The following is a 16,600-nucleotide window of genomic DNA, read 5'->3' as shown; positions in this document are numbered from 1 at the left end:
CGCACCCCTCAGCCCAGCGCGGCGGCCGGGCGCCCGAGGGTCGCGCCGCCCTGGCTGTGGCCGCGGCTGGGGCGGCGGTGGGCCAGCGACTGGCGCAGCAGTGCGCGCCCGCGGTGGATCCGCGACCGGACGGTGCCCATCTTGACCCCCAGCGTCTGCGCGACCTCCTCGTAGGAGTAGCCCTCGATGTCCGCGAGCACCACCGCGGCCCGGAACTGCGGCGGCAGGGCGTTCAGCGCCTCCTGGATGTCGCCGTCCAGGTGCGTCATGGCGTAGACCTGCTCCGGGTCGGTGCCCGAGGCGCGCAGCGGCAGGCGGGCGGACAACTCGTCGGTGAGCGCGTCGAACCGGATCCGCTGCCGACGGCGCACCTTGTCGAGGAAGAGGTTGGTCGTGATCCGGTGCAACCACCCCTCGAAGGTGCCGGGGCGGAAGGAGTCCAACGAGCGGAAGACACGCACGAAGACGTCCTGGGTGAGATCCTCCGCCTCGTGCGGGTCACCGGTCAGCCGGTAGGCGAGCCGGTAGACGCGGGGCGAGTGCTCGCGGACGATCTCCTCCCAGCTCGGGGGGACCCAGTCTGGCGCCGACATGACCCCACGATGGCAGGTCCGGCTGGGAGCCGGCTGGGCGGCGGGCTGGCGCTAGGCTGTCGGCCATGGCAGCACCCAAGGCCTCCTCGATCGCCTACGCCGAGGACTTCATCGCACCCCACCCGGTCATCGAGTCCGCGCAGCGACGCGGCGAGGAGCTCGGGGCCACCCCGCTCGGCAACGGCGCGGGGGCGACCTTGCGGCTGCTCGCGGCGGCCGTGCGCGCCGCGCACGTGGTGGAGGTGGGGACCGGCGCGGGAAGCTCCGGTCTGTGGCTGCTGCAGGGTATGCCCCGCGACGGCATCCTCACCACGATCGACAGCGACCCGGAGCACCAGCGGGCGGCTCGCGAGGCCTACTCCGCCGCCGGTATCCCGCCGCAGCGGACCCGGGTGATCAGCGGGGACGCCGCCGCCGTGCTGGGCCGGCTGACCGACGGGGCCTACGACCTCGTGCTCGTCGACGCCGACAAGGACGGCTACCCGGTCTACGTCGAGGCGGCGCTGCGCCTGCTGCGCCCCGGGGGCCTGCTGGTGCTGGACAACATGCTCTGGCACGACAAGGTGGCCGACCCGGCGGCGCGGGACGAGACCACGACCGTCCTGCGGGACCTCGGCAAGTCGCTGCGCGAGGAGGAGGGGCTGGTCCCGGCGCTGCTGCCGGTGGGTGACGGGCTGTTCGTCGCGGTCAAGCGCTGAGCGCACGACGACGGCCCCCGGACGCGAGGTCCGGGGGCCGTCGTCGTGCGGGCGGTCGGTCAGCCCACGCAGTCCTGGATGGCCTGGCCGAGGGCCCCTGCCTCCTCGGCGTTCATCTCGACGACCAGGCGCCCGCCACCCTCCAGAGGCATCCGCAGGACGATGCCGCGGCCCTCCTTGGTGACTTCCAGCGGACCATCTCCGGTGCGAGGCTTCATTGCTGCCATGGTTGCCCTTCCTCGTGGCGCGGCCGCGTGCCGCTCGCCCGCCGCGGTGTCGACGGAGCCGTACCTGCCTGCGATTATCCCCCCTCCCGGCCCGCCCGCATAATCGGGATGCCCGCCGGACGGGACCGCTGGCTGCCCCTCGTGCGGCACACTGTCAGCGTGCAAGCCCGCTCCGCCGTCGTCGACCTCTTCGGCGACCACCTGCGACGACGTGGCTGGTGGGCGCCCGTCTCGGCCATCCTCACGCTCACCGGGACGGTCGAGGTGGCGGCCCCCGCCACGCGCACCGCGATCTCCCGGCTGGCGGCGCAGGGCTGGCTCGAGCCGCGCACCGAGACCGGATCCCGGGGGTATGCCGCGAGCGCCCGCGCGCAGGACCGCTGGCACCGCGCGCACGAGCGCATCTACGCCAGCTCGGCCCCGCCGTGGGACGGCCGCTGGCACGTCGTGCACGTGGACAGCGGGGGCGACCGGAGGCGTCGCGAGCAGGTGGCGGCGACCCTGGCCTACCTCGCTACGGCCGGCTGGGCGGGGGCGGCTGGGTCAGCCCGCGGCCGAGCCCCGAGCTCGCGGCCTCGCTCGCCCCGCTCGAGATCGGCTGGGTCGCCGTGCACGGCGCGCTGGACCCGGTGCAAGACGGCTCCCTGCTCGCCGCGCGCGTCTGGGACCTCGAGGGGATCGCCGCGCAGCACCGCCGCTTCGAGGCGGGCCTGCCCGCCGTGGCGGAGGTCGCGGGCGCCGGACCGGAGCAGTCCTACCGCGACCGCACGCTCCTGGTGCACGAGTGGCGGCGGTTCCTCTTCCGCGACCCGGAGCTGCCGCGGCAGGTCCTGCCGGCGAACTGGCCCGGGCACCGGTCGCGGGAGCGTTTCCTCGAGCTGGCCCGGGCGCTGGCCCCGGCGGCCGACCGTTACGTGGACGAGGTGCTGGGTCCTCCCACCGGTTAGGTTGGCCCGATGAGCACCGAGACCTCCCCCGTCCGCGTCGAGCACGACCCCGCGACGGGCGTCGCCACCCTCACCCTGGGCCGCCCGGAGGCGATGAACTCGCTCGACGTCGCCACCAAGGAGGTGCTCCTCGCGGCGCTGCAGCAGGTGGCGGCCGACCCCGAGGTGCGGTGCGTGGTGCTGACGGGGTCCGGTCGGGCCTTCTGCGTCGGCCAGGACCTCAAGGAGCACGTCGGGCTGCTGGGCCAGGACGCCGAGGCGCTGTGGCGCACGGTCTCCGAGCACTACAACCCGGTCGTCGAGCTGCTCGCGACGATGGACAAGCCGGTGGTGGCGGCGGTCAACGGCGTCGCCGCCGGGGCGGGGGCAGCCTTCGCCTTCGCCTGCGACCTGCGCTACGTCGCCGCGTCGGCGGGCTTCAACCTCGCCTTCACCGGGATCGCCCTGTCCTGCGACTCCGGGACGTCCTGGTCGCTCCCCCGCCTCGTCGGCACCGCCCGGGCCAAGGAGCTGCTCCTCTTCCCGCGCACCGTGCCCGCGCAGGAGGCGCTGGAGCTCGGGCTGGCCACGGAGGTGGTCCCCGACGCCGAGCTCGGCGACCGGGTTGCCCAGGTGGCCCAGGAGCTGGCCGCGGGCCCGACGCTCGCCTACGGCGCGGTGCGCCGGGCGGTCGCCTTCTCCGCCGGCCACGGCCTGGCCGAGTCGCTGGCGGTCGAGGACCAGCTCATGACCCGGACCGGCACCAGCGAGGACCACCGCACCGCTGTGGACGCCTTCCTCGCCAAGGAGAAGCCCGTCTACCGCGGCCGGTGATCGTCCCGGCCTCCGGGGGTCACGGCGGGTAGTCGCTGGGCGGCTCGAAGCGGAAGAGGTACCAGCCCCACCACACCTGCGCCGCGACCATCAGCACGACCAGCGCGGCGGTCCGCGCCGGGAGCAGCCAGCGCGGGCGCCGCGGCCCCTGGCCCGGTGCCCACCCGGCACCCGCGAGCACCACGAAGAGCGGGAAGAGCAGCATGAGGTAGCGGTAGAGGCTCGTCCACGGGTCCAGGGCCGCGAAGAGGTAGAGCGCGTAGCCCAGGCACCAGGTGCGCAGCGCCAGCCCCAGACCGGCCGCCCACGGCCCCACGACCGCGAGCACCAGCAGCCCGATCCCGGCCGCCAGCACCAGCAGCCCGGCGAGGTCACCCCACAACCACTGGGCGCGCTCGATGCTGGGCAGGAAGGGCAGCACGGCCTCACCGCCACGCCAGGCGGACATCGTCGCGGTGTAGGCGTCCGCCCGGCCCGTGCCCCACCAGGCGACCGCCGGCCACACGAGCCCGGCGAGGCCGCACCCGAGCAGCGCCGCGGCCATCCCGGCATACTCCCCCGCCGCGACCGGGCGGGTGCCCCGCTCGCGCCACCGCGCCACGACCACGACCAGGGCCACCAGACCCAGCGGGAGCGCCACCGGGCGCGCCAGCCCGGTGAGCAGCGCGACGACGCCGGCCGCCCACCACCGCTCGCGCACCAGCAGCCAGAGCGCGCCGGCCAGGACGAGCAGCGCCAACGACTCGGTGTAGGCGACCTGGAAGGTCGGGGAGCTCGGGTAGGCGCCGAGCAGGGCCACCCCCGCCAGCGCACCGACGGTGCCGACCCGCTCGCGGAGCAGACCGGCGACGACCAGCGCGGCGGCATACCCCAGGACGGTGGCGACCACGGGACCGGCGACGGCGAACGGCCACCCCGTGAGACCCATGAGCCCCCGGGCGAGCAGCGGGAAGACCGGGTAGAACGCCCACGGGTTCTGCTGGACCAGTCCGTCCGCGCCGACCGGGAGCTCGACGGGGTAGCCCTCCGTCGCGATCCGCTCGTACCACTGCCCGTCCCACAGCGTGGCGAACTGGAAGTACAGCCCCACCCCGGCGTCGTCGTAGACCGAGGGGTCCTGGTGGTGGTGCGCCAGCCGCCACAGGATCAGCCCGCTCACCGCACGGAGCGCGGACCACAGCAGCAGGACGGTCCCGACGAAGCGCAGGTCGAGCGCGCGGCGACCGGTGCGGCGCCGCTCGCGGGACGCCGCCGTCATGAGGTGCGGCGCATCTCCGTCAGCCGCGACCCGGACCGGGAGGAGCCGGCCCGGAAGCAGCCCACCAGATGGTCGTCGACCAGCCCGCAGGCCTGCATGGCGGCGTAGAGGGTGGTCGGACCGACCTGCTCGAAGCCCGCCTTGCGCAGCCGCTTGGCGAGCAGCTCGGACTCGGAGGTCTGCGTCGGCACGTCGGCGAAGCTGCGGGGGCGGGGTGTGGGCTCGGGCGCATGGGTCCAGAGCAGCTCCTCGAGGCCGCCGTGCTCACGTAGCTCGATCGTGGCCCGGGCGTTGGCGATGGTCGCCTCGATCTTGCGGCGGTTGCGCACGATCCCCTCCTCCTGCAGCAGCCGCTGCACGTCGGCCTCGGTGAAGCGGGCCACGACGTCCGCGTCGAAGCCCGCGAAGGCCTCACGGAAGCCGGGGCGCTTGCGCAGGATCACCAACCACGAGAGCCCGCTCTGGAAACCCTCGAGGCACAGACGTTCGAGCAGGGCGCTCTCGCCGTGGACCGGCTTGCCCCACTCACGGTCGTGGTAGTCCCGGTAGTCGGCGTGGTTGATGCCGGGCCACCCGCACCGGGCGACGCCGTCCTGCCCCACGAAGAGATCACTGTCGTCGGTGCGCTGCATCGCTCCCCCTGTCGTCGTCGATGGTCGGTGGCCCCTCCTCGCCGCGCAGCCGCGCGATCTCCGCGTCCCGCTCGGTCAGCTCGAGAGCCAGCCGCTCCAGCGTCCCGTCGACCTGCTCCATGCGGTAGCCGCGCAGGGCCTGGTCGAAGCGCAGCGACCGGACCTCGCCCGGCCCCACCGGACCGGCCGGGAGCCCCTGTGCCGACTGCGTGCCCACCGCCTCCGGCGTCCCGGGCAGGTCACGACGGGCGACCGCCCACGCCAGCACCGCGCCGAGGGCGACCACCCCAGCGACGACCCCGACGATGATCACGGCACCGATCATGGCACGTCGGTGGGCCGGTGCAAGAACCCGCCCCGGGCCTGCTCAGACGTCCCGCTCCCCGGGCGCCTCGCGGCCCTGCCGATGGCGGGTGACCCACCGCACGACCTCCTCCACGTCGTCGGTCACGCGCATCAGGTCGAGGTCGCCCGGCGAGATCATGCCCTCGGCCAGCAGGGTCCGCTCGAGCCAGTCCAGCAGGGGCGCCCAGTAGGACCGGCCGACGAGCACGATCGGGAAGTTGGTCACCTTGCCGGTCTGGATGAGGGTGACCGCCTCGAAGAGCTCGTCCAACGTGCCCACCCCACCGGGCAGCACGACGAAGCCCTCGGAGTACTTCACGAACATCGTCTTGCGCACGAAGAAGTAGCGGAAGTCGATCCCGAGGTCGACGTACTCGTTGAGCCCGGTCTCGAAGGGCAGCTCGATGCCGAGCCCCACCGAGGTGCCGCCGGCTCCCGACGCGCCCTTGTTGGCCGCCTCCATGGCGCCGGGACCGCCCCCGGTGATGACGGCATACCCGGCCTGGGCCAACGCCCGCCCCACCTGGACCCCGAGCGCGTAGTAGGGGTGGTCGGCCGGGGTCCGGGCCGAGCCGAAAACCGCCACCGCCGGGCCGATCTCGGCGAGTGCGCCGAAACCCTCCACGAACTCGGCCTGGATGCGCATGACCCGCCACGGGTCGGAGTGGACCCAGTCGGTGGGCCCGGCGTCGTCGAGCAGCCGCTGGTCGGTGGTGGTACGCGGCACCTGCGTCCCCCGCAGCGTCACCGGCCCCTGGTGGTAGTCGCTGCGTGTCACGGCACCGACCCTACGCCAGCCGCAGGGCCGTGGCGGATGCTCCCTAGACTGGTACCGATGACCCGCTCCCGCGCCTCCCGTCTGATGGTGCCCGTCCTCGTCGTCGGCCTCACCGCAACCGGGGCGGTGCTCGGCACGCGGTGGGCCGCCGCCGAGCTGTCCCCCTCCCGCTGCGTCTTCACCGCCGCCGGAGAGGAGGTCCGGCTCACGCCGGAGCAGGCGGCCAACGCCGGCACGATCGCCGCGGTGTCGGTGCAGCGGGGGCTGCCGCCGCGGGCCGCGTCCATCGCCCTGGCGACCGCGATCCAGGAGAGCAAGCTGCGCAACCTGCGCTACGGCGACGCCGACAGCCAGGGCCTGTTCCAGCAGCGCCCCAGCCAGGGGTGGGGCTCGGTGGAGCAGATCACCGACCCGGTCTACGCCAGCAACGCCTTCTACGACGCGCTGGTCCAGGTGGAGGGCTGGGACCAGGGGGTGGTCACCGAGGTGGCGCAGGAGGTGCAGCGCAGCGCCTTCCCGGAGGCGTATGCCGACCACGAGCAGGAGGGCCGGGTCCTCGCCTCGATCCTCACCGGGCAGGAGGGCACGGGCACCGACCTCACCTGCCGCGTCGCCGACGAGACCCAGGCCGGGTCGGCGCAGGCGCTCGCCGACAAGGCGCTCGCCCAGCTCGGGATGCCGGCCCAGGTGGACGGCCAGACGGTGGTCCTGGACCCTGGGGACGCGCGGCAGGCCTGGGCGGCGGCCACGTGGGCCGTGACGCACGCCCAGGCGGAGGACGTCGGCTCGGTGCGGGTCCAGGGCCGCGCCTGGGACCGTCGCTCCGGCGAGTGGTCGGACGTCGACGGCGAGGGGTCACCCACCGCCGTCGTCGTCGAGGTCGGCTGAGCCCTCCGGTCAGCCGCGCTGGTCGACGGGGACGTAGGAGCGCTCGCCCTCGCCGACGTAGACCTGACGGGGTCGGCCGATCTTGGTGGCGGGGTCGGCGATCATCTCGCGATACTGCGCGATCCAGCCGGGCAGCCGGCCGATCGCGAAGAGCACGGTGAACATGTCGGTGGGGAAGCCCATCGACTCGTAGATCAGACCGGTGTAGAAGTCGACGTTGGGGTAGAGCTTGCGCTCCACGAAGTAGTCGTCCTCCAGCGCCTTCTGCTCCAGCTCGGCGGCCAGCTCCAGCAACGGGTTGTCGCCGGCCTTGGCGAGCATCTCGTGCGCGGTGTCCTTGACGATCGCGGCGCGCGGGTCGTAGTTCTTGTAGACCCGGTGGCCGAAGCCCATGAGCTTGACCCCGTCCTCCTTGTCCTTGACCTTGCGCACGAACTCGCCGACGTCGCCGCCGTCGGCCTTGATCTGCTCCAGCATCGCCAGGACCGCGCTGTTGGCCCCGCCGTGCAGCGGACCGGAGAGGGCGTGGATGCCGGCCGAGATGGAGTTGAAGAGGTTGGCCTCGGAGGACCCGACGAGCCGGACCGTGGAGGTCGAGCAGTTCTGCTCGTGGTCGGCGTGCAGGATGAAGAGCTGGTCCAGGGCACGGGCCACGACCGGGTCGAGCTCGTACTTCTCGGTGGGCTGCCCGAAGGTCATCCACAGGAAGTTCTCGACGAGGTTGTAGTCGTTGTCCGGGTAGAGGATCGACTGCCCCCGGCTCTTGCGGAAGGCGTAGGCCGCGATCGTCGGCAGCTTGGCCATGAGCCGGATCGTGGAGATCTCGACGGCCTCCGGGTCGTGCGGGTCCAGGCTGTCCTGGTAGAAGGTGCCCATCGCGGACACGCCGGAGGAGAGCACCGACATCGGGTGGGCGTCGCGGGGGAAGCCGTCGAAGAAGTTCTTCATGTCCTCGACCAGCAGGGTGTGCCGGCGCAGCCGCCCGTCGAAGTCCTCCAGCTCAGAGGCGCTCGGCAGGTGGCCGTAGATGAGCAGGTAGCTCGTCTCCAGAAAGGTCGACTGCTCGGCGAGCTGGTCGATCGGGTAGCCGCGGTAGCGCAGGATGCCCTCGCCACCGTCGATGTAGGTGATCTCGGACTGGCAGGAGGCGGTGTTGACGAAGCCGACGTCCAAGGTCACGTCACCGGTGGTCTTCAGCAGGGCGCTGATGTCCAGGCCGTTGTTGCCCTCGGCCGCGGGCACGACGGGCAGGGACAACTCGTGCTCGCCGTGCGTGAGGCTGGCCGCGTTGGTGCTGCTGGTGGTGTCGGTCATCAGGTCCTCCTGGAGGTGGTGGGCCGTGCGAGGGTGTGCGGGTCGAGGGTCAGGTCACTCGTCGTGGCTCTGCGGCGGCAGCTCTGCCACGACCGGGTGGTCCTTGGCGATGACGCCCATCTTGGCCGCTCCGCCGGGGCTGCCCAGGTCGTCGAAGAACTCGACGTTGGCCTTGTAGTAGTCGGCCCACTCCTCGGGGACGTCGTCCTCGTAGTAGATCGCCTCCACCGGGCAGACCGGCTCGCAGGCACCGCAGTCGACGCACTCGTCGGGGTGGATGTAGAGCGAGCGCTCACCCTCGTAGATGCAGTCGACCGGGCACTCTTCGATGCAGGCCTTGTCCTTCAGGTCCACGCAGGGCTGGGCGATCACGTACGTCATGGGCACAGACTACGGCGTCGCCGGAGCCCGTGACGCCACGGGGTGGAGCGGTCCGACCGCGTGCCCGACCGCTCAGGACCCGGCCTGCGGGTTGATGCACACGATCTCGTCGGCGGCGTCGTAGGTCGTGGTGAAGTCGTCCCGGCCGACCTCCTCGCCCCCGCTGCGCAGGATCCTGGTGTTGCGGATGGTGAAGCCGTCGGCCGGGGCCTGCGGCACGCAGTCCGCACGGTCGTCCACGCGCCGCTCGCCCGTCGTGACGTCCCGGCGGGCGCCGTCGACGGTCTCCACGGTGTACTGCCGGTCACCCAGCAGCACCATGACGATGTCGTCGCCGCTGATCCAGGTCTGCACCACGACGGGGGTGTCGGTGTCGTTGGTCCAGACGTTGTCGATGGACGGGATGGCCAGGGTCGCCTCCCGACCCGCCGGGTAGCGGGAGATGTAGAACGAGTGCGGCGTATGGGCGTCCAGCTGCACCCCGGCGAACCAGCTCGCGTTGAAGACGACGGTGGAGATCTGGGAGAGCCCCCCGCCCATGCCCATGACGAGCCGCCCGTCGACGATAACGGGGGCCTCGACATACCCGTTGGCCGCCGTGATGTCGCCGAGAGCGGCACCCAGGCTGAACTGCTCGCCCGGCATCACGACGGTGCCGTTGACGTTGGCGACCCCCGCGCGCAGGTTGGCGGTGCGGGCCTCGTTGCTCGCCCCGGTCGGGAAGGTCGAGGAGAAGGAGGCCATCTCGCTGAAGCTCCAGTCCTCCGACACCGAGGTGGGGATCTCGGGCTCGATCGTCTCGACGTCCGCGTTGATCGTGCGGGCATCACCCTGGGCCGGGAGCGCCTCGCGCACGGCATCGACGAGCCCGTCCTCGGCGAGGGCGTAGCCGACCCGGGAGCCGACGACCTCCACGTCGGAGCCTGCGAGCCGCACCGTGGCGTCCCGCGGTCCACGCTCCAGGCGACCCAGGTCCTGGCGGATGCGGGCGAGCGTGGCCTCCTCGTCGATGCCGAGGGTGAGGTCCCCTCCGTCCTGCTGGACCCGCAGCAGCTGCAGCAGGTCGCGCCGGGCCAGCTCGGCCCGTGCCGTCTCCTCGTCGTCACCCTCTCCCCTGCTGGCGCGCACCACGACCGGGGCGTCCAGGGCCGGGTCGAGGTCCTCCTCGGTGAACCGGTCGATCTCCTGCGCCGTGAGCTCGGGGCGCTGGCCGGTGGCGACCGCGGCGACCTCGCGCTCGTCCCCGCTCTCGCCGTCCCAGACCTGCTGCTCCCAGGCCTGCCCCACCTCCTCCGCCGTGCCCTCGACGTCCAGGGTTCGGCCGTCGCGGGCGTCCGTGACCTGCAGGCCGTCGGCGGACAGGCTGATCTCGCCCTCGACCGGAGTGCTGTCGTAGTCCTCCGCGAACCGGCCCAGCTCGGCCTCGAGGGCTCGCGGTCCACGGCGCCGTAGAGCGGCAGGTCCCGGTCGGCACCGGCCACGTGGTCCCAGATGCGGACCGGGTTGAAGGACAGGCCCGTGACCCCGCGCAGGGTCCGGTCCAGGTCCAACGTCAGGCCCGCCTCCTGCGGCACCAGGTCCAGCTCCACGGGCTGCCCCGGCTCACCCTCGGCACCGTCGGCCTCCACCTCCAGCAGCAGCGGCTCGGTGGCGCGGTCCCCCAGCTCCCGCTCGAGCTCCGCCCGAGCCTCCGCCTCGGTGAGGGAGCCGATGTCCACCCCGGCCACGCTGACCCCCGATGCCGGTCGGTCCTTGAAGTAGAACGCCGCGCCGACGTAGATCACCGCGAGCACCAGCAGCGCCGCCGCCAGGCGGCCTACGACGGCCCACCAGCCGCGGCCCTCGCTCTCCTCCCGCAGACCGGGTCGGTCGGTGGCGTCAGCCATCAGCTCTCCGTCTCCTCGTGATGCGTCGCCCGGACACGGTGCCGGGTCGCGGTGCGGGCGCGCCGACCCGGCGCGGCACCGGCTACCGCAGCTCTCCCAGCCGTCCACGGTAGTGCACCAGCGCCCCGGTGTCGGTGGGGCGCGCCTCGAGCCCGAGCACCTCGCCCAGCACCAGGTGGTGGTCCCCCGCCTCCCGCACGTCGACGGTCCGGCACTCGAAGGTCGCCAGCGCGTCGTCCACGAGCGCCGTGCCGGTCGCCGCCCCGTGGTGGTGAGGCACCCGACCGAGCTGGTCGTGCAGCGGACGCCCGACCTCCCCCAGCCACTGCGCCACCCACCGCTGGCGCGAGGAGAGGACGCTGACCCCGAGCGGCGAGCCGTCCTCGACCGCCTCGAGCACCCGCGCCTCGGGGTGCAGGCTCACCAGGAGGAGCACCGGGTCCAGCGACACGCTCGTCAGGGAGTCCACGGTGAGCGCCACGTCGTGACCGCGCAGCCGGGCGGTGACCACCGCCACGCCGCTGGCGAAGCGACCCATCGCCAGGCGGTAGACCGCCGGGTCGACCGGATCCGGCTGGGCCGCGGTCACGACGGCACCCCCTGCACCTCGGCGAGTCGTTCGCGGGCCTGCGGCCAGCGGGCGTAGGCCTCGCGTCCGGGGAGCCGGGCCGCGACGTCGTTGGACAGGGTGTACCACCCCTCGTGCAGCGTCACCTGGGTCGGGTGCTCCCGCAGGGCCTCCCGCTGTCGGCTCAGCGCACCGGCGTCCACGACGGCGTGCGTGACCGCCGCGTCCTCGACGACGGAGGGTGGGTAGGGCTCGTCCGGCCCGGGGACCGTGGCGACGCCCCCGGCCGGGCTGCGTACCCCCTCAGGGACGTGCTCGGCCAGCCACCGGCGGTCCTGGGCCGCCCAGCTCGCGGGCGTGAGGACGACGAACAGCCGGGGCGCCGGCTCGGACACGCCCAGCAGCTCGACCGCACGGACGGTGAGGCGGTGGGCCTGGACGTGGTCCGGGTGACCGTAACCGCCCCAGGGGTCGTAGGTGAGCACCACGTCCGGCCGCAGCGGGCCGAGCTGCGCCGCGAGGGTCCGGGCCGCGACCTCCACGTCGGCACCGGCGAAGGCCCGCGGGTGCTCCGCGGCGGCCGAGCCCGCCATGCCGCTGTCGCGCCAGCGCGGCCGCTCGCCGCCGAGGAACTGGTGCCGCACGCCGAGGGCCCGCATGGCGCGGTCCAGCTCACCCCGGCGGTGCTCGCCCAGACCTTCGCCGCCCTCCAGGTGGGCGAGCGCAGGGGTGATGACCTCACCCTCTTCCCCGAGGGTGCAGGTGATGACGTGGACGTCGTCGCCGGCCTCCACGTGGTGCGCCAGCGTGAGCCCGGTGGTCAGGGTCTCGTCGTCCGGGTGGGCATGCACGGCGACCAGGCGCAGCGGCCGGTCCGTCGGCATCCCCGCACGCAGGTCCGGGCGCCCGTCCACGGCTCAGCCCCGGGACCGGGCGGCCTTCGCCCGCTGGTTGGCGTCGAGGATGACCTTGCGCACCCGCACGGCCTCCGGCGTCACCTCCACGCACTCGTCCTCGCGGCAGAACTCCAGCGACTGCTCCAGCGAGAGCACACGCGGCGGGACGAGCCGCTCCAGGACGTCGGCCCCGGCGGACCGCACGTTGGTCAGCTTGCGCTCCTTGGTGATGTTGACGTCCATGTCGTCGGCGCGCGAGTTCTCCCCGACGATCATGCCCTCGTAGACCTCGGTGGTCGGCTCCAGGAACATCGTCCCGCGCTCCTGCAGGTTGAACATCGCGTAGGACGTCGCCACACCGGACCGGTCGGAGACCAGGGACCCGGACTGGCGGGTGCGGATGTCGCCGAACCAGGGGGCATACCCGTCGAAGACGTGGTGGGCGATGCCCGTCCCCCGCGTCTCGGTGAGGAACTCGGTGCGGAAGCCGATGAGTCCGCGGGAGGGTACGACGTACTCCATCCGGATCCACCCGGTCCCGTGGTTGGTCATCTGCTCCATCCGACCCTTGCGGGCCGCCATGAGCTGGGTGATCGTCCCCAGGTGCTCCTCCGGGGTGTCGATCGTCAGCCGCTCCACCGGCTCCTGCAGCTTCCCGTCGACCTCGCGGGTCACGACCTGCGGCTTGCCGACGGTGAGCTCGTAGCCCTCGCGGCGCATCTGCTCGACGAGGATCGCCAGCGCCAGCTCCCCGCGGCCCTGGACCTCCCACGCGTCGGGGCGCTCGGTGGGCAGCACCCGCAGCGAGACATTGCCGACGAGCTCCTTGTCGAGCCGGTCCTTGACGAGGCGCGCGGTGACCTTGCCGCCCTTGACCCGGCCCGCGAGCGGGCTGGTGTTGGTGCCGATCGTCATCGAGATGGCCGGCTCGTCGACCGTGATGAGCGGCAGCGGCACCGGTTCGGTCGGGTCGGCGAGGGTCTCACCGATGGTGATGTCCGGTATGCCGGCGATCGCGATGATGTCACCCGGCCCCGCCTGCTCGGCCGGCTTGCGCTCCAGCGCCTCGGTGAGCAGCAGCTCGGTGATCTTCACCGGCGTCACCGAGCCGTCGCGGCGGCACCAGGCGACCTGCTGACCCTTGCGGATCTCGCCCTCGTGGACGCGGCACAGCGCCAGCCGGCCGAGGAAAGGGCTGGAGTCGAGGTTGGTCACGTGCGCCTGCAGCGGCGCGCCCGGCGTGTAGGTCGGTGCCGGGACCGTCTCCAGGATGGTCGCGAAGAGCGGCTCGAGGTCGGGGCTGTCGGGCAGCTCACCGTCGACGGGCGCCTCGAGGCTCGCCCGCCCGGCCTTGGCCGAGGCATAGACGACCGGGAAGTCCAGGGCGGCCTCGACCTGGGCCGGGTCGTGCTCGTCGAGCAGGTCCATGAAGAGGGCGTAGACCTCGTCCACGACGTCGCTGATCCGACTGTCCGGGCGGTCCACCTTGTTGATGCACAGCACCACGGGCAGGTGCGCGGCGAGCGCCTTGCGCAGCACGAAGCGGGTCTGGGGCAGGGGGCCCTCCGAGGCGTCCACCAGCAGCACGACGCCGTCGACCATCGACAGCCCGCGCTCGACCTCGCCGCCGAAGTCGGCGTGCCCGGGGGTGTCGATGATGTTGATCGTCATCCCGCCCTCGGGGGCCGAGGCGCCGGCGTAGCGGATGGCCGTGTTCTTGGCCAGGATCGTGATGCCCTTCTCCCGCTCGAGGTCGCCGGAGTCCATGACCCGCTCCACGTCGGAGGCGTCCCCCCGGTGGTCGGCGAAGGCCCCGCCCTGGGTCAGCATGGCGTCGACCAGCGTGGTCTTGCCGTGGTCGACGTGCGCCACGATGGCGACGTTGCGGATGTCTTCGCGCAGCGCGGAGGGCAGGCCGGAGGAGGGGTCACCGTGGGGCATGGCGCCAGTGTCTCACCCGGCCGGGGGCCCAGAGAACCACACGCGCGCCCCTCAGCGGTGCAGCAGCGGCTCGAGGTGACGGACGACCGGCAGGTCGTGCTCGAGCCAGGGGACCTGCCACAGCTCGTGCGCGCGAAGCCAGCGCAGCTCGTCGTGGTCCTCGAGCGGGAGCGGGGCCGCCCCGCCGGGCTCGGCGACCGCCCACCAGAGCCACATCCGCCAGGGGTCGGACAGCGGCCACGCCCCACCGACCCGCTCCCCGAGCCGCACCCGCACGCCCAGCTCCTCGTGGGCCTCCCGCACCGCGGCGTCCGCCGGGTCCTCGCCCGCCTCCACCTTGCCGCCCGGGAACTCCCACCCGCCGGCCAGCCGCGGCGGGGCGCTGCGGCGACCGGCGAGCACCTCCGTCGGCCGGTCCAGGTCGTCGCAGAGGGCGATCGCGGCGATGACGGGCATACCCCCATCCTGGCAGGCTGCAGTTGCCGTCAGGGCAGGTCACGGTCCCGTCACGAAGCGCCCGGCACCCTTGGCAACCGGCCCCCGGTGTGGTCTCCTCACCGGTTAGACCGGGTAAACCCATGCCCGGACATCACCTGACGTAGGAGGCACGATGAAGAACCGCAGGGTCGCGATCGCCGCGACCAGTGCAGCTCTGGCCCTCGTCCTGAGCTCGTGCGCGGAGTCCGAGCGCGACTCGGGCTCGGACGCGGGCGGAGACGAGCAGGGCTCCGGATCGTCGGAGGAGGGCGGCGGCGAGACCTCCGACGCGACGTTCGTCTTCGGCGCGGCAGGCGCCCCGGCGACCTTCGACCCGTTCTACGCCAGCGACGGCGAGACCTTCCGGGTCACCCGGCAGATCTACCAGAACCTCATCGGCATCGAGCCCGGCGGCACCGAGGGCGTGCCCGAGCTGGCCACCAGCTGGGAGAGCGAGGACGGCCTCACCTGGACCTTCGAGCTGCAGGAGGGCGTGACCTTCCACGACGGCACGGACTTCAACGCCGAGGCGGTCTGCGCCAACTTCGAGCGCTGGGCCGACCAGAACGAGACCGGCCAGCTTCCGGCCGCGGCCTACTACTACGGCAACGACTTCGGCTTCGGGGACGACAGCCTCTACGAGTCGTGCGAGGCCACCGACGAGCTCACCGCCACGGTGGTCGTCAGCCGCGTGACCGGCAAGTTCCCGATGGTGCTCTCGCAGTCCTCCTACGGCATCCAGTCGCCCACCGCGATGGAGGAGTACGACGCCAACGGCATCACCGCCGAGGGCGACGCGCTCGTCTTCCCGGAGTACGCCCAGGAGCACCCGACCGGGACCGGGCCCTTCACCTTCGAGTCCTACGACAATGCCGGCGGCACCGTGACGCTCGCCCGCAACGAGGACTTCTGGGGCGAGACCGCCGGGGTCGCCAACCTCGTCTTCAACATCATCCCGGACGAGAACGCCCGCCGGCAGGAGCTCGAGGCCGGCACCATCAACGGTTACGACCTGCCCAACCCGGTCGACTGGCAGGCGCTCGAGGAGGCCGGTCAGCAGGTCCTCATCCGTGACCCGTTCAACGTGCTCTACCTGGCGTTGAACCCGGTCGCCGACGAGCAGCTCGAGGACCCGCTGGTGCGGCAGGCGCTCTACCACGCCATCAATCGCGAGCAGCTGGTCGCCAGCCAGCTCCCGGAGGGCGCCTCGGTGGCCACCCAGTTCATGCCGGACACGGTGAGCGGCTGGAACGGCGACATCGCCCCCTACGAGTACGACGTGGAGCGCGCGCAGGAGCTGCTCGAGGAGGCCGGCGCGTCCGACCTCACGATCGAGCTGTGGTACCCCTCGGAGGTGACCCGGCCCTACATGCCGGACCCGCAGCGCGTCTTCGACGCGGTCCGCACCGACTGGGAGGCCGCGGGCATCACCGTCGAGCCGGTCACCAAGCCGTGGAACGGTGGTTACATCGACGATACGACGAGTTCGCGGGCGCCCGCCTACTTCCTGGGCTGGACCGGTGACCTCAACTCGGCGGACAACTTCCTGTGCGCCTTCTTCTGCGGTGACGACAACCAGTTCGGGACCAGCGCCTACGACTGGAACTCCGACCTGCAGGAGCAGCTCCAGGCCGCCGACGCCGAGGCCGACGAGGCGACGCGCGAGCAGCTCTACACCGAGCTCAACGCCAACATCATGAGCGAGGACTGGCTGCCGGGCCTGCCGCTGTCGCACAGCCCGCCCGCGATCGTGGTCGGCCCGAACGTCGAGGGCCTGATCCCCAGCCCGCTCACGGCCGAGGACTTCTCGACCATCACGCTGAGCGAGTGACGCAGGCGCTGCAGCGATGACACGCGTGGCGGGTCGGACCCTTGGGGTTCGGCCCGCCACGCGTCTAGTCTCGTCGCCGGACGACACCGACACCTGTCCCTGAGACCCCTGCCGCCGACCGGGCGGC

Annotated in this window: 19 protein-coding genes and 1 pseudogene; 7 read left to right on the top strand and 13 right to left on the bottom strand. The window is 72.7% G+C overall.

What is annotated here, in order from left to right; translation table 11 throughout:
* Nucleotides 1-8: 8 nt before the first annotated feature.
* Nucleotides 9-593 carry an RNA polymerase sigma factor SigE gene (sigE, locus tag BJF86_RS13950; RefSeq protein WP_075819817.1) on the bottom strand — a complete coding sequence of 195 codons (585 nt, stop codon included), beginning with the start codon at nucleotides 591-593 and terminating at the stop codon, nucleotides 9-11.
* A 65-nt stretch (nucleotides 594-658) separates the two neighbouring features.
* Here sigE and BJF86_RS13945 point away from each other — a divergent pair, with 65 nt between their 5' ends.
* On the top strand, nucleotides 659-1,291 hold the full coding sequence (locus BJF86_RS13945; RefSeq protein WP_075819815.1) for an O-methyltransferase: 633 nt from the start codon (nucleotides 659-661) through the stop codon (nucleotides 1,289-1,291).
* Nucleotides 1,292-1,350: 59 nt separating this feature from the next.
* On the opposite strand, the gene BJF86_RS13940 is transcribed toward BJF86_RS13945, so the two are convergent.
* Nucleotides 1,351-1,518 (bottom strand): DUF3117 domain-containing protein, encoded by a 168-nt coding sequence (locus BJF86_RS13940; RefSeq protein WP_022925064.1) that lies wholly within the window; start codon nucleotides 1,516-1,518, stop codon nucleotides 1,351-1,353.
* Between the two features lie 108 nt (nucleotides 1,519-1,626).
* Here BJF86_RS13940 and BJF86_RS19885 point away from each other — a divergent pair.
* The 3 genes and pseudogenes from BJF86_RS19885 to BJF86_RS13930 form a co-directional block, all read left to right on the top strand.
* A pseudogene (locus BJF86_RS19885) lies at nucleotides 1,627-1,872 on the top strand (hypothetical protein); the annotation flags it as partial.
* Between the two features lie 71 nt (nucleotides 1,873-1,943).
* A complete protein-coding gene (locus BJF86_RS13935; RefSeq protein WP_083653125.1) occupies nucleotides 1,944-2,465 on the top strand; it encodes a PaaX family transcriptional regulator C-terminal domain-containing protein in 522 nt (173 codons plus the stop codon).
* A gap of 9 nt (nucleotides 2,466-2,474) precedes the next feature.
* A complete protein-coding gene (locus tag BJF86_RS13930) occupies nucleotides 2,475-3,278 on the top strand; it encodes an enoyl-CoA hydratase/isomerase family protein (protein WP_075812816.1) in 804 nt (267 codons plus the stop codon).
* Between the two features lie 19 nt (nucleotides 3,279-3,297).
* Here the strand turns inward: BJF86_RS13930 and BJF86_RS13925 are convergent, their stop codons facing one another.
* The 4 genes from BJF86_RS13925 to BJF86_RS13910 are packed head-to-tail and all read right to left on the bottom strand — an operon-like array spanning nucleotide 3,298 to nucleotide 6,291.
* The gene (locus BJF86_RS13925; protein ID WP_075819813.1) at nucleotides 3,298-4,536 is read right to left on the bottom strand and encodes a hypothetical protein; all 1,239 of its coding nucleotides are present in this window, start codon (nucleotides 4,534-4,536) and stop codon (nucleotides 3,298-3,300) included.
* Nucleotides 4,533-5,168 carry a DNA-3-methyladenine glycosylase I gene (locus BJF86_RS13920; protein WP_075819811.1) on the bottom strand — a complete coding sequence of 212 codons (636 nt, stop codon included), beginning with the start codon at nucleotides 5,166-5,168 and terminating at the stop codon, nucleotides 4,533-4,535. Before BJF86_RS13920 ends, BJF86_RS13925 begins: the two co-directional genes overlap by 4 nt.
* Nucleotides 5,146-5,493, bottom strand: coding sequence for a DivIVA domain-containing protein (locus BJF86_RS13915; RefSeq protein WP_075819809.1), 348 nt, complete (start codon nucleotides 5,491-5,493; stop codon nucleotides 5,146-5,148). The genes BJF86_RS13920 and BJF86_RS13915 overlap by 23 nt, the downstream gene beginning before the upstream one ends.
* 42 nt (nucleotides 5,494-5,535) lie before the next feature.
* Complete coding sequence (locus BJF86_RS13910) at nucleotides 5,536-6,291, bottom strand: TIGR00730 family Rossman fold protein (protein WP_075812824.1); 756 nt, start codon at nucleotides 6,289-6,291, stop codon at nucleotides 5,536-5,538.
* A 57-nt stretch (nucleotides 6,292-6,348) separates the two neighbouring features.
* Here BJF86_RS13910 and BJF86_RS13905 point away from each other — a divergent pair, with 57 nt between their 5' ends.
* Entirely contained in the window at nucleotides 6,349-7,179 is an 831-nt protein-coding gene (locus BJF86_RS13905) for a hypothetical protein (RefSeq protein ID WP_083653123.1), read from the top strand.
* Between the two features lie 9 nt (nucleotides 7,180-7,188).
* On the opposite strand, the gene BJF86_RS13900 is transcribed toward BJF86_RS13905, so the two are convergent.
* The 3 genes from BJF86_RS13900 to BJF86_RS13890 all read right to left on the bottom strand — a co-directional run bounded on the left by BJF86_RS13900 (nucleotide 7,189) and on the right by BJF86_RS13890 (nucleotide 10,161).
* Nucleotides 7,189-8,493, bottom strand: coding sequence for a citrate synthase (locus BJF86_RS13900; RefSeq protein WP_075812828.1), 1,305 nt, complete (start codon nucleotides 8,491-8,493; stop codon nucleotides 7,189-7,191).
* Nucleotides 8,494-8,547: 54 nt separating this feature from the next.
* Nucleotides 8,548-8,874 (bottom strand): ferredoxin, encoded by a 327-nt coding sequence (fdxA, locus tag BJF86_RS13895; protein ID WP_075812830.1) that lies wholly within the window; start codon nucleotides 8,872-8,874, stop codon nucleotides 8,548-8,550.
* A gap of 72 nt (nucleotides 8,875-8,946) precedes the next feature.
* The gene (locus tag BJF86_RS13890) at nucleotides 8,947-10,161 is read right to left on the bottom strand and encodes a VanW family protein (protein ID WP_075819805.1); all 1,215 of its coding nucleotides are present in this window, start codon (nucleotides 10,159-10,161) and stop codon (nucleotides 8,947-8,949) included.
* Nucleotides 10,162-10,355: 194 nt separating this feature from the next.
* On the opposite strand from BJF86_RS13890, the gene BJF86_RS13885 reads away from it, so the two are divergent.
* A complete protein-coding gene (locus BJF86_RS13885; protein ID WP_075819803.1) occupies nucleotides 10,356-10,781 on the top strand; it encodes a hypothetical protein in 426 nt (141 codons plus the stop codon).
* 61 nt (nucleotides 10,782-10,842) lie between these two features.
* Here BJF86_RS13885 and BJF86_RS13880 read toward each other — a convergent pair whose 3' ends face one another.
* The 4 genes from BJF86_RS13880 to BJF86_RS13865 are packed head-to-tail and all read right to left on the bottom strand — an operon-like array spanning nucleotide 10,843 to nucleotide 14,621.
* On the bottom strand, nucleotides 10,843-11,349 hold the full coding sequence (locus BJF86_RS13880) for a flavin reductase family protein (RefSeq protein ID WP_237767506.1): 507 nt from the start codon (nucleotides 11,347-11,349) through the stop codon (nucleotides 10,843-10,845).
* Nucleotides 11,346-12,242 (bottom strand): N-acetyl-1-D-myo-inositol-2-amino-2-deoxy-alpha-D-glucopyranoside deacetylase, encoded by an 897-nt coding sequence (mshB, locus tag BJF86_RS13875; RefSeq protein ID WP_143553855.1) that lies wholly within the window; start codon nucleotides 12,240-12,242, stop codon nucleotides 11,346-11,348. Before mshB ends, BJF86_RS13880 begins: the two co-directional genes overlap by 4 nt.
* 3 nt (nucleotides 12,243-12,245) lie before the next feature.
* The gene (gene typA, locus BJF86_RS13870) at nucleotides 12,246-14,165 is read right to left on the bottom strand and encodes a translational GTPase TypA (RefSeq protein WP_075819799.1); all 1,920 of its coding nucleotides are present in this window, start codon (nucleotides 14,163-14,165) and stop codon (nucleotides 12,246-12,248) included.
* Nucleotides 14,166-14,216: 51 nt separating this feature from the next.
* Nucleotides 14,217-14,621: an NUDIX domain-containing protein gene (locus tag BJF86_RS13865; RefSeq protein WP_075819797.1), complete on the bottom strand. Its 405-nt coding sequence runs from the start codon at nucleotides 14,619-14,621 to the stop codon at nucleotides 14,217-14,219.
* A 154-nt stretch (nucleotides 14,622-14,775) separates the two neighbouring features.
* On the opposite strand from BJF86_RS13865, the gene BJF86_RS13860 reads away from it, so the two are divergent.
* Complete coding sequence (locus BJF86_RS13860) at nucleotides 14,776-16,473, top strand: ABC transporter substrate-binding protein (protein ID WP_075819795.1); 1,698 nt, start codon at nucleotides 14,776-14,778, stop codon at nucleotides 16,471-16,473.
* Nucleotides 16,474-16,600: the final 127 nt, after the last annotated feature.

It is taken from the genome of Serinicoccus sp. CNJ-927 (assembly GCF_001942435.1).
Taxonomy (GTDB): domain Bacteria; phylum Actinomycetota; class Actinomycetes; order Actinomycetales; family Dermatophilaceae; genus Ornithinicoccus; species Ornithinicoccus marinus.
The sequence above is the reverse complement of the archived record's forward strand: the minus strand, read 5'-3'. Positions and strand labels throughout refer to the sequence as shown.

Excerpts from the sequence above, each read along its gene's own strand:
- BJF86_RS13915 (WP_075819809.1), bottom strand. The coding sequence starts at position 5,493 with ATGATCGGTGCCGTGATCATCGTCGGGGTCGTCGCTGGGGTGGTCGCC.
- BJF86_RS13905 (WP_083653123.1), top strand. The coding sequence starts at position 6,349 with ATGACCCGCTCCCGCGCCTCCCGTCTGATGGTGCCCGTCCTCGTCGTC.
- BJF86_RS13945 (WP_075819815.1), top strand. The coding sequence starts at position 659 with ATGGCAGCACCCAAGGCCTCCTCGATCGCCTACGCCGAGGACTTCATC.
- fdxA (WP_075812830.1), bottom strand. The coding sequence starts at position 8,874 with ATGACGTACGTGATCGCCCAGCCCTGCGTGGACCTGAAGGACAAGGCC.
- BJF86_RS13860 (WP_075819795.1), top strand. The coding sequence starts at position 14,776 with ATGAAGAACCGCAGGGTCGCGATCGCCGCGACCAGTGCAGCTCTGGCC.
- BJF86_RS13925 (WP_075819813.1), bottom strand. The coding sequence starts at position 4,536 with ATGACGGCGGCGTCCCGCGAGCGGCGCCGCACCGGTCGCCGCGCGCTC.
- sigE (WP_075819817.1), bottom strand. The coding sequence starts at position 593 with ATGTCGGCGCCAGACTGGGTCCCCCCGAGCTGGGAGGAGATCGTCCGC.
- BJF86_RS13865 (WP_075819797.1), bottom strand. The coding sequence starts at position 14,621 with ATGCCCGTCATCGCCGCGATCGCCCTCTGCGACGACCTGGACCGGCCG.
- BJF86_RS13940 (WP_022925064.1), bottom strand. The coding sequence starts at position 1,518 with ATGGCAGCAATGAAGCCTCGCACCGGAGATGGTCCGCTGGAAGTCACC.
- BJF86_RS13930 (WP_075812816.1), top strand. The coding sequence starts at position 2,475 with ATGAGCACCGAGACCTCCCCCGTCCGCGTCGAGCACGACCCCGCGACG.
- BJF86_RS13900 (WP_075812828.1), bottom strand. The coding sequence starts at position 8,493 with ATGACCGACACCACCAGCAGCACCAACGCGGCCAGCCTCACGCACGGC.
- typA (WP_075819799.1), bottom strand. The coding sequence starts at position 14,165 with ATGCCCCACGGTGACCCCTCCTCCGGCCTGCCCTCCGCGCTGCGCGAA.
- BJF86_RS13920 (WP_075819811.1), bottom strand. The coding sequence starts at position 5,168 with ATGCAGCGCACCGACGACAGTGATCTCTTCGTGGGGCAGGACGGCGTC.